The 21,688-nt window shown below is 45.3% G+C and carries 15 protein-coding genes; 8 read left to right on the top strand and 7 right to left on the bottom strand.

The window, feature by feature from the left end; genetic code table 11:
* Window positions 1–20: 20 nt before the first annotated feature.
* Complete coding sequence (gene clpA, locus AR383_RS03305) at window positions 21–2,270, top strand: ATP-dependent Clp protease ATP-binding subunit ClpA (protein ID WP_055731834.1); 2,250 nt, start codon at window positions 21–23, stop codon at window positions 2,268–2,270.
* 77 nt (window positions 2,271–2,347) lie between these two features.
* On the opposite strand, the gene infA is transcribed toward clpA, so the two are convergent.
* From infA to trxB, 4 genes are all read right to left on the bottom strand, one after another.
* On the bottom strand, window positions 2,348–2,566 hold the full coding sequence (gene infA, locus AR383_RS03300; RefSeq protein ID WP_016401030.1) for a translation initiation factor IF-1: 219 nt from the start codon (window positions 2,564–2,566) through the stop codon (window positions 2,348–2,350).
* Between the two features lie 83 nt (window positions 2,567–2,649).
* Window positions 2,650–3,333 carry an arginyltransferase gene (locus AR383_RS03295; RefSeq protein ID WP_055731833.1) on the bottom strand — a complete coding sequence of 228 codons (684 nt, stop codon included), beginning with the start codon at window positions 3,331–3,333 and terminating at the stop codon, window positions 2,650–2,652.
* The gene (gene aat / locus AR383_RS03290; protein ID WP_083481485.1) at window positions 3,318–4,022 is read right to left on the bottom strand and encodes a leucyl/phenylalanyl-tRNA--protein transferase; all 705 of its coding nucleotides are present in this window, start codon (window positions 4,020–4,022) and stop codon (window positions 3,318–3,320) included. Before aat ends, AR383_RS03295 begins: the two co-directional genes overlap by 16 nt.
* 100 nt (window positions 4,023–4,122) lie before the next feature.
* Window positions 4,123–5,079, bottom strand: a complete 957-nt coding sequence (gene trxB, locus AR383_RS03285) for a thioredoxin-disulfide reductase (protein ID WP_055731832.1) — start codon at window positions 5,077–5,079, stop codon at window positions 4,123–4,125.
* A gap of 422 nt (window positions 5,080–5,501) precedes the next feature.
* Here trxB and lrp point away from each other — a divergent pair, with 422 nt between their 5' ends.
* From lrp to serS, 5 genes are all read left to right on the top strand, one after another.
* Entirely contained in the window at window positions 5,502–5,990 is a 489-nt protein-coding gene (gene lrp, locus AR383_RS03280; RefSeq protein WP_040306996.1) for a leucine-responsive transcriptional regulator Lrp, read from the top strand.
* Window positions 5,991–6,108: 118 nt separating this feature from the next.
* Window positions 6,109–8,616 carry a DNA translocase FtsK gene (locus AR383_RS03275; protein ID WP_055731831.1) on the top strand — a complete coding sequence of 836 codons (2,508 nt, stop codon included), beginning with the start codon at window positions 6,109–6,111 and terminating at the stop codon, window positions 8,614–8,616.
* Window positions 8,617–8,624: 8 nt separating this feature from the next.
* On the top strand, window positions 8,625–9,233 hold the full coding sequence (gene lolA, locus AR383_RS03270) for an outer membrane lipoprotein periplasmic chaperone LolA (protein ID WP_055731830.1): 609 nt from the start codon (window positions 8,625–8,627) through the stop codon (window positions 9,231–9,233).
* The gene (locus AR383_RS03265; protein WP_055731829.1) at window positions 9,233–10,549 is read left to right on the top strand and encodes a replication-associated recombination protein A; all 1,317 of its coding nucleotides are present in this window, start codon (window positions 9,233–9,235) and stop codon (window positions 10,547–10,549) included. Before lolA ends, AR383_RS03265 begins: the two co-directional genes overlap by 1 nt.
* Window positions 10,550–10,732: 183 nt before the next feature.
* Window positions 10,733–12,022, top strand: coding sequence for a serine--tRNA ligase (gene serS, locus AR383_RS03260; protein WP_055731828.1), 1,290 nt, complete (start codon window positions 10,733–10,735; stop codon window positions 12,020–12,022).
* A gap of 47 nt (window positions 12,023–12,069) precedes the next feature.
* Here the strand turns inward: serS and AR383_RS03255 are convergent, their stop codons facing one another.
* Genes AR383_RS03255 through AR383_RS03245 form a run of 3 tightly spaced genes read right to left on the bottom strand, consistent with a single transcriptional unit; the run spans window position 12,070 to window position 15,226 of the window.
* Complete coding sequence (locus tag AR383_RS03255) at window positions 12,070–12,399, bottom strand: TusE/DsrC/DsvC family sulfur relay protein (protein WP_055731827.1); 330 nt, start codon at window positions 12,397–12,399, stop codon at window positions 12,070–12,072.
* 36 nt (window positions 12,400–12,435) lie between these two features.
* Window positions 12,436–14,505, bottom strand: coding sequence for an FUSC family membrane protein (locus AR383_RS03250; RefSeq protein ID WP_055731826.1), 2,070 nt, complete (start codon window positions 14,503–14,505; stop codon window positions 12,436–12,438).
* Window positions 14,506–14,560: 55 nt separating this feature from the next.
* Window positions 14,561–15,226, bottom strand: a complete 666-nt coding sequence (locus AR383_RS03245) for a Bax inhibitor-1/YccA family protein (protein ID WP_055731825.1) — start codon at window positions 15,224–15,226, stop codon at window positions 14,561–14,563.
* 303 nt (window positions 15,227–15,529) lie between these two features.
* Between AR383_RS03245 and AR383_RS03240 the strand changes: the two genes are divergently transcribed.
* Together AR383_RS03240 and gltB are read left to right on the top strand one after the other, a co-directional pair.
* Window positions 15,530–16,450 (top strand): manganese-dependent inorganic pyrophosphatase, encoded by a 921-nt coding sequence (locus AR383_RS03240; protein WP_055731824.1) that lies wholly within the window; start codon window positions 15,530–15,532, stop codon window positions 16,448–16,450.
* A 583-nt stretch (window positions 16,451–17,033) separates the two neighbouring features.
* Complete coding sequence (gltB, locus tag AR383_RS03235; RefSeq protein ID WP_055731823.1) at window positions 17,034–21,680, top strand: glutamate synthase large subunit; 4,647 nt, start codon at window positions 17,034–17,036, stop codon at window positions 21,678–21,680.
* Window positions 21,681–21,688 lie beyond the last annotated feature (8 nt).

Here is a 21,688-nt window from a genome sequence, read left to right as displayed (position 1 = left end):
TGTCTTTAGGGGGCCTATGTATGCTAAATAAAGAGTTGGAACAAACGTTAAATCAAGCGTTTAAAGAAGCAAGACAGCAACAGCACGAATTCATGACAGTGGAACACCTGTTATTAGCCTTATTAGAAAATGCCGCCGCAAAAGAAGCCTTATTAGCCTGTGGCGCCAATCTGCATCAGTTAAGTCAAGAACTCAGCAGTTTTATCGAGCAGACCACCCCTGTTATTCCTGAAGATGATGGGGAGAGAGAAACTCAGCCTACTTTAGGTTTCCAGCGAGTATTGCAGCGCGCCGTGTTCCATGTGCAGTCGTCAGGCAATAGCGAAGTGAGTGGTGCTAATGTGTTAGTGGCCATATTCAGCGAGCAAGAAAGCCAAGCGGTGTATTTCCTTAAAAAAGCCGATATTAGTCGCCTTGATGTGGTGAACTTTATTTCTCATGGCATTCGCAAAGATGAAGAGCCAAACTCAGAACAAAATCAGGTGGATAGTGAAGCTCAATCGGAAGAAGTGAAACAACTAGAGAGTTTTGCTAGCAACCTTAACCAGTTGGTGCTTAAAGGTAAAATTGATCCACTGATAGGCCGTGATAAAGAGTTGTCTCGTACCATTCAGGTATTGTGTCGCCGCCGTAAAAATAATCCCTTGTTGGTGGGTGAAGCTGGTGTGGGTAAAACAGCAATTGCCGAAGGCTTAGCCTACCGCATTGTGCACGAAGACGTTCCTGAGGTAATTAAAGATGCCACTATCTATTCTTTGGATATTGGTTCTTTATTGGCGGGGACTAAGTATCGTGGTGATTTTGAAAAACGTTTTAAAGCCTTGCTCAAGCAGTTAGAAAATGCCGAAAACGCCATTCTATTCATTGATGAAATTCATACCATTATTGGAGCAGGGGCGGCGTCTGGCGGCCAATTGGACGCAGCTAACTTGATTAAGCCTCTATTGAGCAATGGCTTGTTACGTTGTGTTGGCTCTACCACTTACCAAGAATATAACCAGATTTTTGAGAAAGACCGCGCCTTAGCTCGCCGTTTCCAAAAAATCGATGTAGTGGAGCCAACGGTAGAAGATACCACTAAGATCTTACTCGGCTTAAAGAGTCGCTACGAGGCTCACCACGACGTGCGTTATACCAAGCAAGCCATGCGTAGTGCGGCAGAATTAGCGGCTAAATATATTAATGAGCGACATTTGCCCGATAAAGCCATCGATGTGATTGATGAAGCTGGGGCGAGTATGCGGATGTTGCCAGCCAGCAGACGTAAAAAAACCATTGGTACTGCCGATATTGAGGCAATAGTTGCCAAAATTGCACGGATCCCTGAAGCAAAAGTCTCTTCTTCTGATCGTGAAACTTTACGTAGCTTGAATGAAACCCTCAAAATGGTGGTATTTGGTCAAGATCAGGCCATTGATGTGTTAGTTGATGCGATTCGCTTAAATCGTTCTGGCTTGGGCGCAGAGCAAAAACCCGTGGGTTCGTTCCTATTTGCTGGTCCTACCGGCGTTGGTAAAACCGAAGTCACCCAACAGTTGGCTAAAGCGCTTGGTGTAGAGCTTATCCGCTTTGATATGTCGGAGTATATGGAGCGACACGCCGTATCCAGACTGATTGGTGCACCTCCAGGTTATGTTGGTTACGATCAAGGTGGTCTATTGACTGACGCAGTGCTGAAGCATCCTCATTGTGTGGTATTGCTAGATGAGATTGAAAAAGCCCATGAAGATGTGTTCAACCTATTGTTACAGGTGATGGATCACGGCACCTTAACTGACAACAATGGTCGTCATGCCGATTTCCGTAACGTTATTTTAGTGATGACCAGTAACGCTGGGGTTAAAGAAACTCAGAAAACCGCCATTGGTTTTAAAGAACAGGATATGAGCTTTGATGCGATGGATGAAATCAATCGTATTTTTGCTCCTGAGTTCCGCAATCGCCTCGACAACATCATTTGGTTCAACCATCTTAACGAAGAAATCATTGAGCAGGTGGTGGATAAATTCATTGTTGAGTTACAAGCTCAGTTGGATGCCAATGGTGTGTCAATGGAAGTTGATTCTGATGCCCGTCAATGGTTGTCTGAACAGGGTTACGATAAAGCTATGGGGGCGAGGCCAATGGCGCGGGTTATCCGTGAGCAATTACGTAAGCCATTGGCTAACGAAATTCTGTTTGGCCGCTTAAACCACGGTGGTCATGTGGATGTAAGTCTTAAAGACGGTAAACTTGATTTTCAATATGAAGATGAAGTTGCAGAGGTATAACTCGATTGAGCCTCGTTAAGCTAAAAAGCCAGCTTAAAGCTGGCTTTTTAATAGTAATACTTTGCGAATGGAGCGTATTAGCGCGCGCGGAAAACAATGCGCCCTTTTGACAAGTCGTACGGTGTTAATTGAACCGTAACTTTATCTCCAGTTAAAATGCGGATGTAATTCTTGCGCATTTTTCCAGAAATGTGGGCAGTAACAACATGTCCGTTTTCTAGTTCTACACGGAACATTGTGTTAGGCAAGGTATCTAACACTGTGCCTTGCATTTCAATATTGTCTTCTTTCGCCATTGAGTCCTCTGTTTGACACGCACTTATAAAAACGCAAGGAGAATGCCAGATTTACTGCCTTGTGTAAAGTTTATCCGCTAAAACTATTGCCATTTCCCTTCAATATATCGTTGATTAGGTAAATAGTGGCTTTTGTAGTTCATTTTTTGGCAAGCATCGATCTGGAAGCCGAGGTAAAGCCAAGTTTTATTGGCTTTATTGGCATGTTCTATTTGTCTTAAAACGGCTAAACGGCCTAAAGATAAGTGCGTCAAAGTGGGCTCAAAAAAGGTATATACGGCGCTTAACGCCTGCGGCAAAACGTCACAAACACAAACCGCGATCAGTTGCTGTTGATGATAGAGTTTTAAGTAGCGAGTAGTAGACCAGCTTGCGCCTAAAAAGTCATCGAACACTTTGCGGCTAGTTGGGTACATCGGGCCGTCTTTATGGCGAGCCTCAATGTAGCGGGCGAATAAACGGTAATCTTCATCGTTAAGCTGTTGATGCCATTCGTGTGATACTGAGGATGCTTTGTTTAATATCCGCTTTTGTGAACGGCTTGCGGCAAACTGTTGCACGTTTACTCTTAGAGATTGGCATTGTGAGCAAGTAGGGCAGGCAGGTGCATATAGGCTATCACCACTGCGTCTAAACCCGAGCTCGAGCAACTGTTGGTAGTACAGCGCTTTTTGCTGTGCTTGTGATAACAGTACACTGAGTTGCTCTTGTTGCCCCGGCAAATATGGGCAGGGCGAGGGAGCGGTTAATCCTATAGGTAATCGCATGGCTTAAGCCGCTGAACTTGCCAACAATTGGCTGAAACTGGTGCATCTTTAGCTTGCTGAAGTAGCGCTAAAAATTCCTGCCGAGGCAGTGGTTGCATGCCAAGGCTCAGTAAGTGGGGGTTTTCCACTTGACCATCAATAAATACCCCTCCGCAATTTTTGAAGTGTAGGCAAAATAAATGAAAGGCTAGCTTTGAAGCATTGCTCACTAGGTGGAACATAGACTCTCCACAGAACACCTGACCCACGGCTACCCCATATAAGCCACCGACTAAGTGTTGGCCTTGCCATACCTCTACTGAATGAGCATGTCCTAGTTTATGCAATTTGCTGTATGCGGCTATCATGTCTTGATTGATCCACGTTTCATTGGCGCGGGTCGCCGAACATAACTGAATGACTTGCTCAAAAGCCATATTCAAGCTGACCGTTAATTGAGTTTTACGGATCAGTTTGCGCATGCTTTTACTGATGTGATGGGATTTTAGCGCTAAGCCAATACGTGGGTCTGGGCTCCACCATAACACCGGTTGGTCGTCACTAAACCAAGGGAAAATGCCAGATTGATAAGCGCTTATCAAACGTTGTGGGCTTAAATCTGCGCCTATTGCTAATAAGCCGTTGGGCTCTGCCAATGCTTTATGGGGTGGGGGAAACGGGCGATTAAGTTCTAATATTTCAGGATACACAAATAGCCATGTCTACATTTTATATTTATTAATTATATCAACAATTGTTTAGGGTGAAACAATAAAAAGCCGGTTATTTAACCGGCTTAATAATAAGGACTTAATCGTTTAGGCTATCGAGATAGCGCTCAGCATCTAAGGCCGCCATACAACCTGCACCAGCAGAGGTAATGGCTTGGCGATAGATGTGGTCAGCCACATCGCCTGCGGCAAAAATACCAGGTATGCTAGTCTGGGTAGCATTACCTTCGGTGCCAGATTGAATGCTTAGATAGCCATCTTTCATGGCCAGTTGCCCTTCAAAAATACCGGTATTAGGTTGATGGCCGATAGCGATAAATGTGCCCATTACTTCAATATCTTGGCTGGTGCCGTCGACAACATTTTTGGTTCTAACCGCGGTAACTCCCATCTCGTCACCGAGCACTTCGTCTAGGGTTTGATTGAGGTGTAGTACGATGTTGCCGTTGGCTACTTTATCCATTAGACGCTTAGTTAGAATTTTTTCACTACGAAATTCTTCACGGCGATGAATAAGGTGCACTTCAGAAGCGATATTAGATAAGTATAAAGCTTCTTCAACCGCGGTATTACCGCCACCGACAACCGCTACTTTTTGATTGCGATAGAAGAAGCCATCACAAGTGGCACAGGCCGATACACCCTTACCTTTAAAGGCATCTTCAGAGGGCAGACCTAAGTACTTGGCTGAGGCACCGGTTGCGATGATTAAGGCATCACAAGTGTACTCTGCGCTGTCACCTTTTAGCTTATAAGGCTTTTGCTGGAAATCGACTTCATTTATATGGTCGAACACGATTTCGGTTTCAAACTTTTCAGCATGGGCTTGCATACGTTCCATAAGTCCAGGGCCGGTTAAGCCTTCGGCATCACCAGGCCAGTTTTCCACTTCAGTGGTAGTGGTTAGCTGTCCACCTTGCTGGATACCCGTAATGAGCAAAGGGTTTAGGTTGGCTCGAGCTGCATATACAGCGGCGGTGTAGCCCGCGGGGCCTGAGCCTAAGATGATTAGCTTATGGTGCTTGGCGTTACTCATGGTTGATGCAATTCCTTAATAGTCTTTGTTTGTTATATGAGGGTATATAAATTGATATCAAGCGTTAGTTTGTTAAAATTTCGTTGTTGATATGAAGCCACCTATCTCATCTTAAACAGCATAATAGGCTTTACGCTTTGCAACAAATAATAAAACTTTATATGGATATGCGTATTTATCTAGCCATTAATTCGGTTTTTTACTTGATAGTGCGTGAATTTTGTGGAATAAATAATGCCTAGGGATAAAACAAAAGTTTATAAAACACTATGCGCTTGGGTTTTAGCTCTGCATCTCGCTTGGAATGACTTATTTATGTGGGAAGGGAGCGCCACATTAGTTATGCAAATTTCTTCGATGGATTATGCATAATTAGTCAACACAACTTGGTGTACTTAGGGACTATAACTGTATCACCACTAATGGAAGCAAAAGGTCGACCAATGAAGGAACTGGATCGTATTGATCGCAACATATTAAATGAGTTGCAAAAAGATGGCCGCATATCAAATGTGGAACTGTCAAAACGCGTGGGCTTAAGTCCAACGCCTTGCCTAGAACGAGTTAGACGCCTAGAGCGCCAAGGTTACATCACTGGTTACACTGCCATTTTAAACCCTCAGTACTTGGACGCCTCACTGTTGGTTTTTGTTGAAATCACCTTGAATCGCGGTGCGCCTGATGTCTTCGAACAATTTAACCACGCTGTACAACAGCTGGAAGAAATTCAAGAGTGTCACTTGGTTTCCGGCGACTTCGATTATTTATTGAAAACCCGTGTAGCTGATATGTCGGCTTACCGTAAATTGTTAGGCGAAACCCTATTACGTTTACCAGGGGTAAACGACACCCGTACTTATGTGGTGATGGAAGAAGTTAAACAGAGTAATAGGCTAGTTATCAAAAACTAAAGGAGACGTTTCCCCCTCCAAGCGGTTTTTGGTAAAGTTAAACAAGCGGCTAAGGCCGCTTGTTTTGTTTTTAGCCAATGGAATATTTATTGGATATTTTTAGTTCAAGGGAACGCTTGTGACAGATACCACAGACAACAAATTGTCTGGCTTTGCACGAATTGCAGAAGCGAGTGCTATTGCTTTGGGGGCCTTAGGTGTATACCTAATGGTGGCCTTACTCACGTTTAATCCCAGCGACCCTAGCTGGTCTCAAATTGGCACTCAGCAGAGTATCGCTAATGCGGCCGGCAGCTCTGGCGCTTGGTTTGCTGATCTATTGCTATTTAGTTTTGGCTTTATGGCCTACAGCGTACCTTTTATTTGCGCCTTGTTAGCATGGGCGTTATTTTGGCGACCTTGCCCAATTGCCCAAATTAGTTTTTTTACTTTAGGCCTACGCCTAATCGGCTTCGTTTTCACCTTCGCCAGCCTAACGACCATGGCGAGCATTCATATTGATGATTTCTACTTTTTTTCTTCAGGAGGCTTAGTGGGAGATATTTTCACTCAGCTAATGATTCCAGTGTTTGGTTTGCTGGGTACCAGCATAATTTTATTAGCCGTTTTTGCCGGTGGTATTACCTTGTTTACCGGTCAGTCATGGGTTTATGTGGTTGAACTTATTGGCGCGTTTCTTACTTCACTTTCCCAACGCATTAGCCGTTTACCGCAGCAGATGAAACGTGCTAAACAACAGGAACAGCATCAGGATGTACTAATGCGTGACTTTGACCAGTCCGCGCCAAGCATGGATGAGCCAGCCAAGATACAAGAAGCGGCCCACATCGACGAACCGCCGGAGCCGTCATTGAATGAGGCGGATATGCAACAAGATGCAATGCCTAATGGGCCAATTGAGCCGAGCTTTTCATTTAATCAACAAGATGATGATTTTGAGGCGGCCTTATCTGATGCCAAGCAAGAGCTTGAATTTGCCTATCCTGATGAGGCTATAGACCCGCCCAGTGTGGTTATTGATGAAACGCCGCCAGAGCCGATGCCTGGTATTGATTTTGGTGATGCGCCGCTTGCTCCCGCTCCCACTCAACAAAAGCCGACGCCAGTGACAAAAACCGCGCAACCAAGCTTAAGTCGTTTGCCGGATATGAATTTATTGGATAGGCCTGATAAAAAACAAAACCCGATCTCGCCCGAAGAGCTAGAGCAAGTATCACGTTTGGTTGAAGCTAAGCTACTAGATTTTAATATTCAAGCCTCGGTTGTTGCGGTGCATCCCGGGCCGGTGATTACTCGCTTTGAACTTGATTTAGCACCGGGTGTGAAGGTTAGCAAAATTACTAACTTATCTAAGGACTTAGCACGCGCTTTATCCGCGATAAGTGTACGAGTGGTGGAAGTGATTCCAGGTAAGTCGGTAATCGGTTTAGAGTTGCCAAACCGCTTCAGAGAGATTGTTTATTTAAGTGAAGTAATTGATAGCAGCGCCTTTCATCAGTCGAAATCCCCCCTTGCCATGGTATTAGGCAAGGACATTGCCGGCCAACCAGTGGTGGCAGACTTGGCTAAAATGCCTCACTTGTTAGTAGCGGGGACCACCGGTTCGGGTAAATCGGTGGGGGTGAACGTGATGATTGTCAGTTTGCTGTATAAGTCCACGCCTGAAGATGTTCGTTTAATCATGATCGACCCTAAAATGCTGGAGTTGTCAGTATATGAGGGTATACCGCATTTATTATCTGAAGTGGTGACCGACATGAAAGAAGCCGCCAATGCCTTGCGTTGGTGTGTTGGTGAGATGGAGCGACGTTATAAGCTGATGTCGGCTCTAGGGGTGAGAAACTTAAAAGGCTTTAATCAGAAAGTCTTGGATGCGGCGAAATCAGGCAATCCGATTGTCGACCCTTTATGGAAGCCAGAAGACAGCATGGCAGAGACCGCTCCGGTGTTAGAAAAACTGCCGCATATCGTGGTGGTGATTGACGAATTTGCCGACATGATGATGATTGTGGGTAAAAAGGTTGAAGAGTTGATTGCCCGTATCGCGCAAAAGGCGAGGGCGGCGGGAATTCATTTGATTCTGGCTACCCAGCGCCCATCGGTCGATGTTATTACTGGCTTGATTAAAGCCAATATTCCTACGCGAATGGCGTTTCAAGTGTCTAGCCGCATCGATTCACGTACTATTTTAGATCAACAGGGTGCTGAAACGTTGTTGGGTATGGGCGATATGTTGTACCTACCTGCTGGTACAGGCGTGCCAACGCGGGTGCACGGAGCCTTTGTTGACGATCATGAAGTCCATGCCGTGGTATCAGCTTGGAAAGAGCGCGGCGAACCTAATTACATCGATGAGATCCTCAATGGTGAAGCAGGCCCCGATGCTATGCTACCAGGGGAAGTCGCCGAGTCAGACGAAGAGCTTGATGCCTTGTTTGATCAGGCCGTTATGCATGTTACCGAAACCCGCCGCGGCTCAGTGTCGGGCGTTCAACGTAAGTTTAAAATTGGTTATAACCGAGCAGCGCGTATTGTGGAACAAATGGAAGCGCAAGGCATTGTTAGTGCGCCTGGTCATAATGGTAATCGCGAAGTGATCGCGCCTCCTCCTGTTAAAATAGATTAAGAGTAAAGATGAAGACATTATTAAGTATCAGTTTTTCTCTGTTATTGGCGACTCAAGCCCTAGCCAGCGAGCAAGCGGCTCTTGAGTTACAACAGCATTTATCCCAGCTACAGGGCTTTCAGGCTCAGTTTGAACAGACCGTCATCGACGCCGATGGTGTAGAGATCCATCAAGCTGAAGGCAAGTTAAGCTTGGCTCGTCCCGCTAAGTTAAACTGGCAGCAGGTGGCTCCTGAGCAAGATATGATAGTGTCTGATGGCTCAACCATTTGGTACTACAGCCCCTTTGTAGAGCAGGTGACCATTATGGATGCCAGTGAAGCAATAAACCAATCCCCGTTTATCTTGCTGGCGGATAACCGCAGCGAGAGCTGGCAAAATTATCAAGTAGAAAAACGAGAGCAAGGTTATTTGGTGAGCTCTAAACTTGACCCCATGCAGGCTGCGTTTTGGGTGAAACTGAACTCTGACAATTCGATTGCCCGTTTCGACATCATAGAAAGTACCGGTCAGCGCAGCGAATTCAAACTGGAAGGTTTTAAGGCCAACCCTCAGTTCGAACCTAGGCTATTCCATTTTGAGATCCCTGCGAACACCATGATTGATGACCAACGCTAATGAGTTTTGAGTTAGACTTTTCAGCAGACTTTCGTCCTTTGGCGGCCCGAATGCGGCCGCAAACACTGGCCCACTATGTGGGGCAACAGCATATATTGGCCGAAGACCAACCCTTGTATAAGGCGGTCGCTTCGGGGCAATTGCATTCGATGATTTTATGGGGGCCACCGGGTACTGGTAAAACAACTATCGCTGAGCTGGCTGCCTATTACGCAGATGCTGAGGTGGAAAAGATTTCTGCCGTTACCGGCGGGATTAAAGACGTGCGGGCCGCTATTGAGCGGGCTCAGCAAAATCAGCAAGTCAGCCGCAGAACCATCTTGTTTGTCGACGAAGTACACCGTTTTAATAAAAGTCAGCAAGATGCCTTTCTTCCCTATGTTGAAAATGGCACGGTGATCTTTATTGGGGCGACCACCGAAAACCCATCGTTTGAATTAAATAACGCCTTACTTTCGCGAGCCAAAGTCTATGTACTGAAGGCTTTGAATCAGCAGGACATACTGCAATTGTTGCAACGTGCGCTTAGTGAGGACGCCATACTCAGCCAACAAGCTATTCATTTAGAGGCAGGAGTATTGGAAGCTTTGGCTAAGTTAGTCAGCGGTGATGCCCGCCGGTCTCTTAACTTACTCGAGATGATGTGTGAGTTGGCAGAACAAGGCCCTTCAGGCAAGCTGCTAAATTTTGATTTATTAGCGCAAGCTGCTGGGGAACGTTATAGCCATATAGATAAAGGTGGCGATCAGTTTTATGACTTGTTGTCAGCCTTACATAAATCAATACGCGGCTCTTCCCCCGATGGCGCTTTGTATTGGTATAGTCGCATCTTAGAAGCCAGTGGCGATCCGCTTTCAGTAGCGCGGCGCTGTTTGGCGATAGCTTCGGAAGACGTGGGCAACGCTGACCCTCGAGCCATGCAGATTGCGGTAAGCGCTTGGGATTGTTTTACCCGCGTCGGCGCGGCAGAGGGCGAACGGGCGATTGCTCAAGCGGTAGTGTACTTAGCCTGCGCTCCGAAGAGTAATGCCGTATATAGCGCATTTAAAGCGGCGCGTGATGCGGCTAAACAGTATGGTGACGCCGAGGTGCCGGTGCATTTGCGCAATGCACCAACCCAGTTGATGGCCGAATTAGGTTACGGCGCAGATTATCGTTACTCTCACGATGAACCAAATGCCTACTCGGCTGGGCAGCAATATCTGCCGGATGTATTACAAGGGCAGCAATTTTATCATCCGCACGAGCGCGGTTTAGAAAAGCAAATAGCGGAAAAGCTACGCTACTTGAAGCAGCTTGATCAACAAGCAAAATAGTAGCCGCTCAGACAAATATCGGTGAATATTCACCAAGTTGCCGAAAGGCCGATTGTGTCTGCTTAGAGTTGCTTTATAATGAGCGCTTTGCAAAGTAAGCATGTTGACTGCCTAATCAGTTGCTCTTCTGACATATTAGGCAAGTTCGCAGATTATCAAATTGAATTGGAAATAGGTTATTGAATGTTAGACGCTAATTTATTGCGCGGCGAAATCGACAGCACCGCTGAGCGCTTAAAGACTCGTGGATTTGAACTTGATGTGGCTCGCTTGAACGAACTAGAAAGTCGTCGAAAGGATCTACAAGTTCGTACCCAAGAACTACAAAATGAGCGCAATTCCCGTTCCAAGTCAATTGGTCAAGCAAAGGGGCGTGGTGAAGACATCGCACCACTGCTAGCTGAAGTGGGCCAGCTCGGCGAAAAACTTGATGCGGCTAAAAACGAATTAAATGATGTGCTAGAAGAAATAAAAGCCTACGCACTTACGGTGCCTAATCTGCCTCATCCTAGTGCTCCTGTGGGCAAAGACGAAGCTGAAAACGTGGAACTGCATACTTGGGGACAAATTCCTGAGTTTGATTTCGAAGTAAAAGATCACGTTGATGTGGGCAGTGAGTTGGCGGGCTTAGATTTCGCCAATGCGGTAAAAATCAGTGGCTCTCGTTTCATTGTTATGAAAGGCAAAATTGCTAAGCTGCACCGTGCCATTGCCCAACTCATGTTGGATACCCATACCGAAGAGCATGGTTATCAAGAAATGTATGTGCCGTATTTGGTTAACGCTGACTCTTTATATGGTACGGGGCAACTGCCTAAGTTTGGTAAAGATTTATTCCATACTCAGCCGGCAACTGAAGAGGGTATCGGCATGAGCTTGATCCCTACCGCCGAGGTGCCTCTAACTAACATGTTACGTGACACTATTGTCGATGAAACAGAGCTACCAATTCGAATGACTGCGCATACGCCTTGTTTTCGTAGCGAAGCGGGTTCTTACGGGCGTGATACGCGTGGGTTGATTCGTCAACACCAATTCGACAAAGTAGAAATGGTGCAACTGGTTCATCCCGAAAAGTCATACGAGGCTTTAGAAGAAATGCGCCAACATGCAGAAAATATTTTGCAAAAATTGAAACTTCCTTACCGCGTGGTCACGCTGTGTACAGGTGATATGGGCTTTGGTGCTACTAAGACTTATGATTTGGAAGTGTGGGTACCTGCGCAAAATACTTACCGTGAAATTTCTTCAGTATCAAACTGTGAAGACTTCCAAACACGTCGTATGCAAGCGCGTTTTCGCCCCAACGGAGCGAAAAAGCCAGAGTTACTGCATTCATTAAATGGTTCTGGCTTAGCGGTAGGCCGCACGTTGGTTGCGATTTTGGAAAACTATCAAAATGCCGATGGCAGCATTACTATTCCAGAAGTATTACAGCCATACATGGGCGGCGCAGAAACGATTTCTGCTTAACCTACAGAGCTAAAAAAAGCGCCATTAAGGCGCTTTTTTATTATGTACTAGATACATTTTACCGGCTTGGGTAAACCGGCTATTTTGGTGGCCTGCTTAGCGGGGCCTTCAGGAAATAGTTTATATAAGTAGCGGCTATTGCCTTTTTCGGGCCCAAATTTTTTAGCCATGGCTTTAACCAGTGCGCGCATAGCAGGGGAGGTATTAAACTCCAGATAAAATGCGCGAACAAAGCGCACGACTTCCCAATGGGCTTCGCTCATCTCTAGCTGCTCTTGCTGAGCAATATGTTCGGCTAGGGCTTCAGACCAGCTATCAAGTTCTAATAGGTAGCCATTTTTATCGGTGGCATAGTGTTGGCCGTTAAATTCAATCATGTTTGTTGTATTACCTTAAAACGGGTTTTCGCTTTATTACCATTTGCCATTTAATAGCAGTTGGCGAATGTTCTTTAAGTCTTTACCAATTAATTGTAGTTGGTAAGCAATCAGCAGTTCGCTACCCACCAGTTGTGGAAGTAACTGGTTGATGCTTCGGCTATAACCGTCAAAGTCACGGCTTAACTGTGGCCGTTGGTTATTCTTCAGTAATAGGTAGTCATGCATCACTTGCAATTCGTCCTGAATGAGTTGACCGAGGCTGGCCAAGCTTTGCTCGGCTTGTTTAGACTCTAACTGAGTTCGATGAGTGGACAAGGCCGATAAATGTGACAGTAAGTGATGGCTTAAGCCTACTAATTGATATAAGTCGGGAGAGAGGCGTTGTTTGTCGCTGGGTTCGGCTAACATATGTTGCCAGTGGCGAACTAATTCGGCCTCACTTTGATAGGCATGGTAGCGGCTCAAACGAAAAGCCGTTGTTTCCTCAACCTGGCCATTGAAATACTGTTCAAAAATGGCTGTTTGATAGTTGGCGATGTTGTCAAACAGCTGACTAATAATGTTGCGGCTCTGCTTGTGTTGCCAGTCTGGCCATAAGTAGCGCATGGCTAACATGGCCATTAAGGCACCCAGTAAAGTGACGATGGTTCGCACTAACAGCGCTTCATGAGCAGGGAAGCCTTGAAGATCTAAGGATATCGAAACAAACACCGTAATAAAGGCAACCGATATCGCGTAGTTGAAATGGAAAAACAAAAAAAACACTAACACTAAGCCTGGGATCATTATCACTTGCAATAGGTTAGGCAGCTGAAAGTAACTCACTGCAGCAGCCAAGGCAACACCCACTATGGTGCCGTAAACGCGTTTATCAACTCGCTTCTTGGTATCGTGGTAGTTGGGTTTAACCACCAGTAAACAGCTCAACATTAACCAGTAAGCATGTTCGTCACCGGAAAGTTGAATTAAACCATAAGCGGCCAGCATTAAGGTCGCCATTCTTAAGGCGTGACGATTAACGCTAAGAGAAAAGTCGAGTGCTTGAGAGAGGTACTGCTTTAAAGAAATACGCTTAAATGGTGAGAAACGCTGCTCTGGTTCCGGGAATCGCTGCTCGTGAAAACACAAGGCGATCACCTTTTTAAGGTTTTTTAGCATATAAGCAAAACGAGGCGGCATGTCTTTCATGCTGGAGCGGGCTTGTTCTATATTGTCCACTGCGGCAATTAACTCTTGCTCAAGGCTAGGGTCTACATTTTTAGCGCCCATTACTCGAGCTATCTTTACTAGCACAGCGCGGGTGTCGGCCAATATTGCGCGTGGTAGTACTCGATGTAGTCGTTGGTAGTCGATATGCGATGAGCTTAAACGTTCATGGAGCAACTGCGCTTTAAAAAATCGATCCATTTGGCTTGAGCCGACTTGTTGCTTATTGCGTTGTTGATGCACATACAAGGCATGGCGTATCACGCCAAGCTGTTCGGCAATGTCGGCGCTTTGGGCGGTGAGCTTGACTTGAATGTCGGTAATATTGGCCTCGCGTTGGAATAAGCGAGTCTTGGTTAGTTGATATAGGCTGATTTGTCGAAATACTTGGTCTAGTTGCTTATCTAGCCAGCCGGTAGGATGTATTTCATATACTGCTACTGATAACAGGGCGTAGCTTAGGGCGCCTATAACAAGCCAAAAGGGCTGTACCCATGGGTTGTCGTAGGTACTGTAACCGAGCATGGTATAAATGGCGATAATCAGTGAGCATAAAGAAATCGACCCGTATTTTTGCCCTAATACTGGCATTCTCATAAACAGGTAAGTAGAGCTAAATAAACCAATGGCAAACAGCCATGGCCAAGGAAACAGCAAGGTCACAGATAGGGTAGCTAAGGAAAAGCTGCCCGCCATCAGTACAATACTTTGGCGGCGATGTTGATAGAAGTCGGGACTATCGGCTAATCCCGCCGCTACTACTCCTAGTGTGGCGGTTAAAGCAATGTTGAGGTCGGTAATTAAACCTAAGCAAAGAATGACCACAGCTAAGCCCGCGGCTTTAACTGCTGTAGTCCAATTTAACTTTGTATAATCAAGATGTTGTATTAATGCCATAAATGAAAACGCCCTGCTAAAAACAGGGCGTATTTTTACTAATTACCACTGTGGCCTAATCATCGTTTAAAAAGCCAAGAATGTGTAGCAGAGATACAAAAATATTAAACACATCAAGGTAAAGGCGAATGGTAGCGCTGATGTAGTTGGTTTCACGACCATTAATAATGTCGCTGGTATCGTAGAGAATATAACCAGAGAAAATTAATACTGAAACACAGCTAATCATTAAGTGAGCCATCGGCGCTTGGAAGAACAAGTTTAAGACACTGGCAGCAATAAGAACGATGAGGCCAGCAAACAAGAAGCCACCCATGAAAGAAAAGTCTTTCTTAGTGGTTAGCACATAGCCTGATAGGCCAAAAAATACTAAGCCTGTCATGCCCAAGGCTTGCATGACAATGGCACCGCCTTGTGGGAATTGCAGATAGTGGCTTAATAGCGGACCCAATGAGCCGCCCATTAGGCTGGTGAATACAAAGGTCCAAACGATACCCATTGAAGAGTTAATCGCTTTAGGGAGGACGAAGAATACGATGACCATCGCGGCAACCATCATGCCAATAGATGCCATTTGACCAATACCGCTGATTACGGCAAAGAAAGCGGCAATCGCACTGGTAAACAAGGTCATCGATAATAGGGCGTAGGTATTACGCAGTACCTTATTGGTTTCCAGCTTCGATGCAGCGCTATAGTTTATCGTGCTAGGTTGATTCATGTTATCACTCCGTTATGACTGAGTTAGTTCGTTCGTTTTTAGTTAACGAAATTCTAGTATAACTAGTTTTGGGCTAAATTAAATCAAATTAACTTGTGAGTCATTGTCATAAATTCATCATCTTAGCGTTCGTGGGCCACAAGTGATGATTAACCTTGAGCAGTCCTTTCAGCTGTTAAATAGCCGATTAATTTATGGCTAAGCAAAAGGTAGTGTTGCACTCGCTTTAACATAGCCCTATGATCGGAGCCATACAGGGGCAAGCCCCCATTATCATTAACGATTAAGTGAGACGGATAACAGATGTTAGTTTTAGGACACACTAATCCAGACTGCGATAGTATTGCTGGCGCAATATCATTAGCAGAGTTGTTAACCAAGCAAGGTACTCCGGCAACAGCGGTGGCTCAAGGCGAACCTAACCCTGAAGCGCAGTTTTTGTTGGATAAAATCGGCTTCAGTGCACCAGAGATTCGCACTGAAATTGCTGGCGAAGATGTTTGGTTGATTGACTACTCTGACTGGGGACAAGCGCCTAAAGACGCCAAAAAGGCCAACATTCGTGGTATCGTAGACCACCATAAATTGGGCGACATTACCACTGCCGAACCACTTGAGTGCTGGATCCGTCCAGTAGGGTGTAGCTGTACTATTGTTTACAGCATGTATAAAGCCGCTAATATCACGCCTAGTAAAGAAGCTGCCACATTGATGTTGGGCGCGATCTTAAGTGATACTGTTAAATTTAACTCACCTACTTTTACTCCAGTAGACCGCGAAACCGCCGAAGCTTTAGCTGAAATTGCAGGCGTAGCCGATATTGATGCTTTTGCAGATGAGCAGTTTGCTGCTAAATCTAACGTTGATGCAGTGCCAGCAGACGAGCTAGTACTTCGCGACCAAAAAGTGTATGAAATTAATGGTAAACAATTTGCTATCGCTCAATTAGAGTTAACTTCGGTTAAACCTGTGTTAGCGCGTTTAGATGAATTGGAACAAGCGCTACAAGCTTTAAAACAGGCCAATAACTACCACACTGCTTTGGTACTGCTGACCGATATCACTACCTTAAATTCAACCGGCCTTATTTGTAGTGACGAAGCGGAGTTAGTGGCTAAAACCCTAGGTGGAAGCATCGAAGGGTCAGTTATTGACTTACCGGGTGTGGTAAGTCGTAAGAAGCAAGTTATGCCGCCGTTACAACGTGAGTTTGACGTCGCTTAAAACTGCTCATTTTTGCCAGTAACAAAAGCCAGCTTGATTGCTGGCTTTTTAATGCTTGTCTCATCTCGTTATTTTAAGGGTGAACAGGTAACTAAGCGGCAAATGAAAAGTAGTTAGGTGTTTTAAGCTTTTAGCTATTCAATAGATGTCACTACGGGAAAGGCTTTTCATTAACAATAAATGCTATTTTGATTTACAAATTACGTTATTTTATTACTTTTTTATACGTAATAGCAGTTTTGAAAAATTTTTAGTGGATTTTTCTGCATAAATAATTAGAAAAAACTCGTTTTTTTAGGCTCTTAGGGTCTTATGTAAAAAAAATCGTGTTTAATTTCAAGTCAAGTCTGAAATTACCATTATATCTGTGGTAGCATTTCTTTTACTTTCGTGACGAATGGACTAGCTCCTGCGTTATTGAATGCTGTAGTTTTGGAGGTTTGAAGGATAATTATCTGAATTTGATGATTGTTCACACATCATCTCTAGATGGTGGGGCTCCTCTTTAAATGAAAATACTATTGATGTCTAAGGTCCTGTCGGTCTGAATAACATTAATATAGCAGTAAATAGGAATTACTGGATGACAAACATAACTCAACACAATAAGAGCCTTTATAGGCCAGAATTCGAGCACGATAGCTGTGGTATCGGATTCGTTGCCCATTTAAAAGGGCGTAAAAGTCATGATGTGATCGAAAACGCATTGACCATGCTAACTTGCATGGAGCATCGTGGTGGTACTGGTTGTGACGTCGATAGTGGAGACGGCGCTGGTATTCTCATTCAGCTTCCTCATGAGTTTTTTAACGAAGAAGTAACAAAATTAGGTTTTAGTTTACCTAAGCCTGGAGAGTATGGTGTGGGAATGGTGTATTTCCCTGCCAATGAAGCTATTCGTCGCGAGTGCCGCGAAATATTGAACCGAAATATTAAAAAGCTGGGTTTAACGCTATTAGGTTACCGTATTGTACCTAAAGATAACTCCAGCCTGGGTCAAGCTTCTATCGATAATGAGCCGCAGATTGAGCAAGTGTTCATCGCGCGTCCAGCCGAGCTTGAGCAGCAAGTATTTGAACGTAAGTTATTCGTGCTACGTAAATACACTTTGCACATAGCCGATGCCACCGTGAGTGGGGTTGATGAAGACTTTTACATGGCGTCGATGTCGTCGCGTACTATCGTATATAAAGGTCAGTTAACTACCGCACAAGTGCGTAAGTATTATCTCGATCTACAAGATCCGCGTGTGGTTTCTGCGATTGCGATGTTCCACTCGCGCTTCTCAACTAATACCTTCCCCGCGTGGCGTTTGGCTCAGCCTTTCCGTTACATTGCCCACAATGGTGAAATTAACACCGTAAAAGGTAATGTTAACTGGATGCGTGCGCGTGAATCACTATTAGCGAGCGTTAACTTCAGTAAAGAAGAACTGGACATGATTAATCCAGTGTGTGACATCACTCGTTCTGACTCCGCCAACTTAGATATGTGTGTTGAGTTGTTGGTGTTAAGTGGTCGTCCTTTAGAGCAAGTAATGATGATGGTGGTGCCAGAAGCATGGCAAACCCAAGATGACATGGATCCGGTGAAACGCGCCTTCTATGAATACTACTCTTGCATCATGGAACCGTGGGACGGTCCTGCTTCTATTTCATTTACTGACGGTAAAGTTATCGGCGCAACCCTCGACCGTAACGGTCTACGTCCATCCCGCTACTTGGTGACTGATGATGGCTTGGTGGTAATGGGCTCGGAAACGGGTGCATTGGTAGTAGACCAATCTAAAGTGGTACAAAAAGGTCGCCTACAACCAGGTAAGATTTTCATTGCCGACTTAGAACAAGGCCGCATCGTGGCCGATGATGAAGTAAAACATTCTGTTTGTTCTGCACAGCCTTATGGCAAGTGGGTAGAAGAGAATAAAATTGTGCTTGATGATCTGCCGTTACCTGCGGGCTACGATCGTTTTGCAACCCAACACAGTTTAGAAAAACGTCAAAAAGCTTTTGGCTACAGCCAAGAAGATATCAATGCGGTATTGAAGCCGATGGTAGGCACTGCTAAAGAGCCTCTAGGCGCAATGGGTACCGATACGCCATTGGCGATTTTGTCGGACAAAAACCCGCATCTATCGCATTACTTCAAGCAATTGTTTGCGCAGGTAACTAACCCGCCAATCGACCCTATTCGTGAAGAAATGGTGATGTCTTTGCGCACTTATGTGGGCGCAGATCTCAACCTTTTGGAAGAAACGCCACTGCATTGTCGCAAAGTGGAAATTAAGCAGCCTGTTTTAACTAACGAACAGTTAGCTAAACTTCGTAGCATAGACCACAACCACTTCCAAGCGGCGACCATTCATACTACGTTCCACGCTTCTGGTGAGGAAAATGAGCTAGAGCGCGCCATTGAGCGCATCTGTCGCCATGCTAAAGATGCTGTAGATGATGGTTTCTCTATTCTTATTTTGAGTGACCGTAAAGTAGATAGCGACCACGCTGCTGTACCATCAGTATTGGCAACCGCTGCTGTTCACCATTACTTGATTCGCGAGGGCATCCGCGCTCACGCTGACATCATTGTTGAGTCAGGTGACATTCGTGAAACCCATCACTTTGCCACCGTTCTCGGTTATGGCGCGGCTGCGGTTAACCCATACTTGGCTATTGAAACTCTGCTAGACATGCGCGATCAAGCCATTATTGAAAGCAGCCTAAGTAATGATGCGGTTATTGAGCGCTACACTAAAGCGGTTAATAGCGGTCTGCTTAAGATTTTCTCTAAGATGGGGATTTCAACACTTCAGTCTTACCAAGGTGCACAAATCTTTGAAGCCCTAGGTATTAACTCTGACGTGGTACAAAAATACTTCACCGGCACAGTAAGCCGAATTGAAGGTATTGGTCTAAACGGCATCGCTAAAGAAGCGCTGAACCGTCATCGCGAAGGTTTCCCAGCCGACGATAATCCGTTTAATGATTTAATTCTTAAAACTGGTGGTGAGTACGCTTGGCGTAAAGATGGTGAGCGTCACTTGTTTAATCCAACGACTATTCGTTTGCTACAAAATGCGTCATCAACTAACGACTACAAAGTCTTTAAAGAATATGCCGCTAGTGTAGATAACCAAGCAAAAGAGGCGTACACCTTACGTGGTTTATTGAAGTTTAAATCAGACCGTCAAAGCGTGCCGCTAGAAGAAGTGGAATCGGCCGAGAACATCCTTAAACGTTTTGCTACTGGCGCCATGAGCTTTGGTTCTATTTCGTGGGAAGCGCATACTACGCTTGCTATCGCTATGAACCGTATTGGCGGTAAGAGTAACTCAGGTGAGGGCGGTGAAGACCCAATTCGCTTCAAGCCTATGGAAAATGGCGACTCGATGATCTCCAAGATCAAACAGGTTGCTTCTGGTCGATTCGGTGTTACCAGCCACTACTTAGCTAATGCTGAAGAACTCCAGATCAAAATGGCCCAAGGGGCGAAGCCTGGTGAAGGCGGTCAGCTACCTGGCGATAAAGTGGATGCTTGGATTGGTAAAACCCGTGGTTCTACACCGGGTGTAGGTTTGATTTCACCTCCACCTCACCACGATATCTACTCAATCGAAGATTTGGCTCAGCTGATCTACGATTTGAAAAACGCTAACCGTGATGCGCGCATCAACGTGAAGTTAGTGTCTGAAGCGGGTGTAGGTACCATCGCCTCTGGTGTTTGTAAAGGTTATGCCGACGTGGTGCTGATTGCTGGCTACGATGGTGGTACCGGTGCGTCACCGTTAAGCTCAATTAAACATGCGGGCTTGCCGTGGGAACTTGGTTTGGCTGAAACTCACCAAACACTGATCCAAAACAAATTGCGTAGTCGTATTACCGTGCAAGCAGATGGTCAGTTGAAAACTCCACGAGACTTAGCTGTGGCCACCTTGTTGGGTGCCGAGGAGTGGGGGGTAGCAACAGCTGCACTAGTGGTAGAAGGTTGTACCATGATGCGTAAGTGTCACTTGAACACTTGTCCTGTTGGTATTGCAACCCAAGACCGTCGCTTACGCGAGCGTTATGCTGGTCAAGTCGATCACGTAGTTAACTTCTTCAAGATGATGGTAGAAGGTTTACGTGAAATTATGGCCGAATTGGGCTTCCGTACCATCAACGAGATGGTAGGTCAAAGCCAATGCCTAACACCACGTGATGATATCGACCATTGGAAATACCAAGGTGTTGATTTATCGCCAATTCTGTACAAAGCAGAAGAAAGCGGCAATGACACTCTTTACTGTAGCCAAGAGCAGAAACACTTAATTCACGACATCGTTGACCGTCAATTAATTAAAGATGCAGCAAAAGCGCTAGAAAATGCCGAGCCAGTGTCATTGACTTCAGAGATTATCAATACCAACCGTAGTGTCGGTACTATGTTGTCGAATGAAATTTCTAAGCGTTATGGCGCTGAGGGCTTACCTGAAGACACTATTAAAGTGAAATTCAATGGTAGTGCTGGACAAAGTTTCGGGACTTTCGCCGCCAAGGGCATTAAGTTCGAGCTTGAAGGTGATGCTAACGACTACTTCGGTAAAGGTTTATCAGGCGCTAAGCTAGTTGTTTACCCTGACCATAGTGCGCCATTTGAAGCACGAAACAACATTATTGTTGGTAACGTAGCCTTCTTTGGTGGTACTTCTGGTGAAGCTTACATTCGAGGCATCGCTGGTGAGCGTTTCTGTGTGCGTAACTCAGGTGTTACCGCCATTGTCGAAGGTGTGGGTGACCACGGCTGTGAATACATGACCGGTGGTAAAGCGATTATTCTTGGTGAAACTGGTCGTAACTTCGCAGCGGGTATGTCTGGCGGTGTCGCTTATGTATTAGACCGTAACCAGCAATTTGCGTCACGCTGTAACATGGAAATGGTCAAGTTAGGTACTATTGAAGATGCTGCTGAAGCCGCTGAGCTTAAAGCCTTAATTGAAAAGCACCTAGAGCACACAGGCTCAGATGTGGCTCAAGAGCTACTTGAAGATTGGGACAAAGCGCTAGAAATGTTTGTTCGTGTTATGCCCACAGACTACGAGCGTATGCAAAATTACATGAAAGAAGCTAAAGCTACCGGTGAATATGAAACGGATTACGATGTAGCCGTAGCCGCATTTGATATGCACCTAGATAAAGTAGCCCAAGCGAAAAAAGCCCAAGCAGAACAAGCCAAACAAAAAGCTGAAGCGGTTTAGGAGAGAGA

The sequence above is a fragment of the Agarivorans gilvus genome (assembly GCF_001420915.1).
In the GTDB taxonomy this organism is placed as follows: Bacteria; Pseudomonadota; Gammaproteobacteria; order Enterobacterales; family Celerinatantimonadaceae; genus Agarivorans; species Agarivorans gilvus.
Note: the sequence above shows the minus strand (reverse complement) of the source record. Positions and strands in the feature narration are given on the sequence as shown.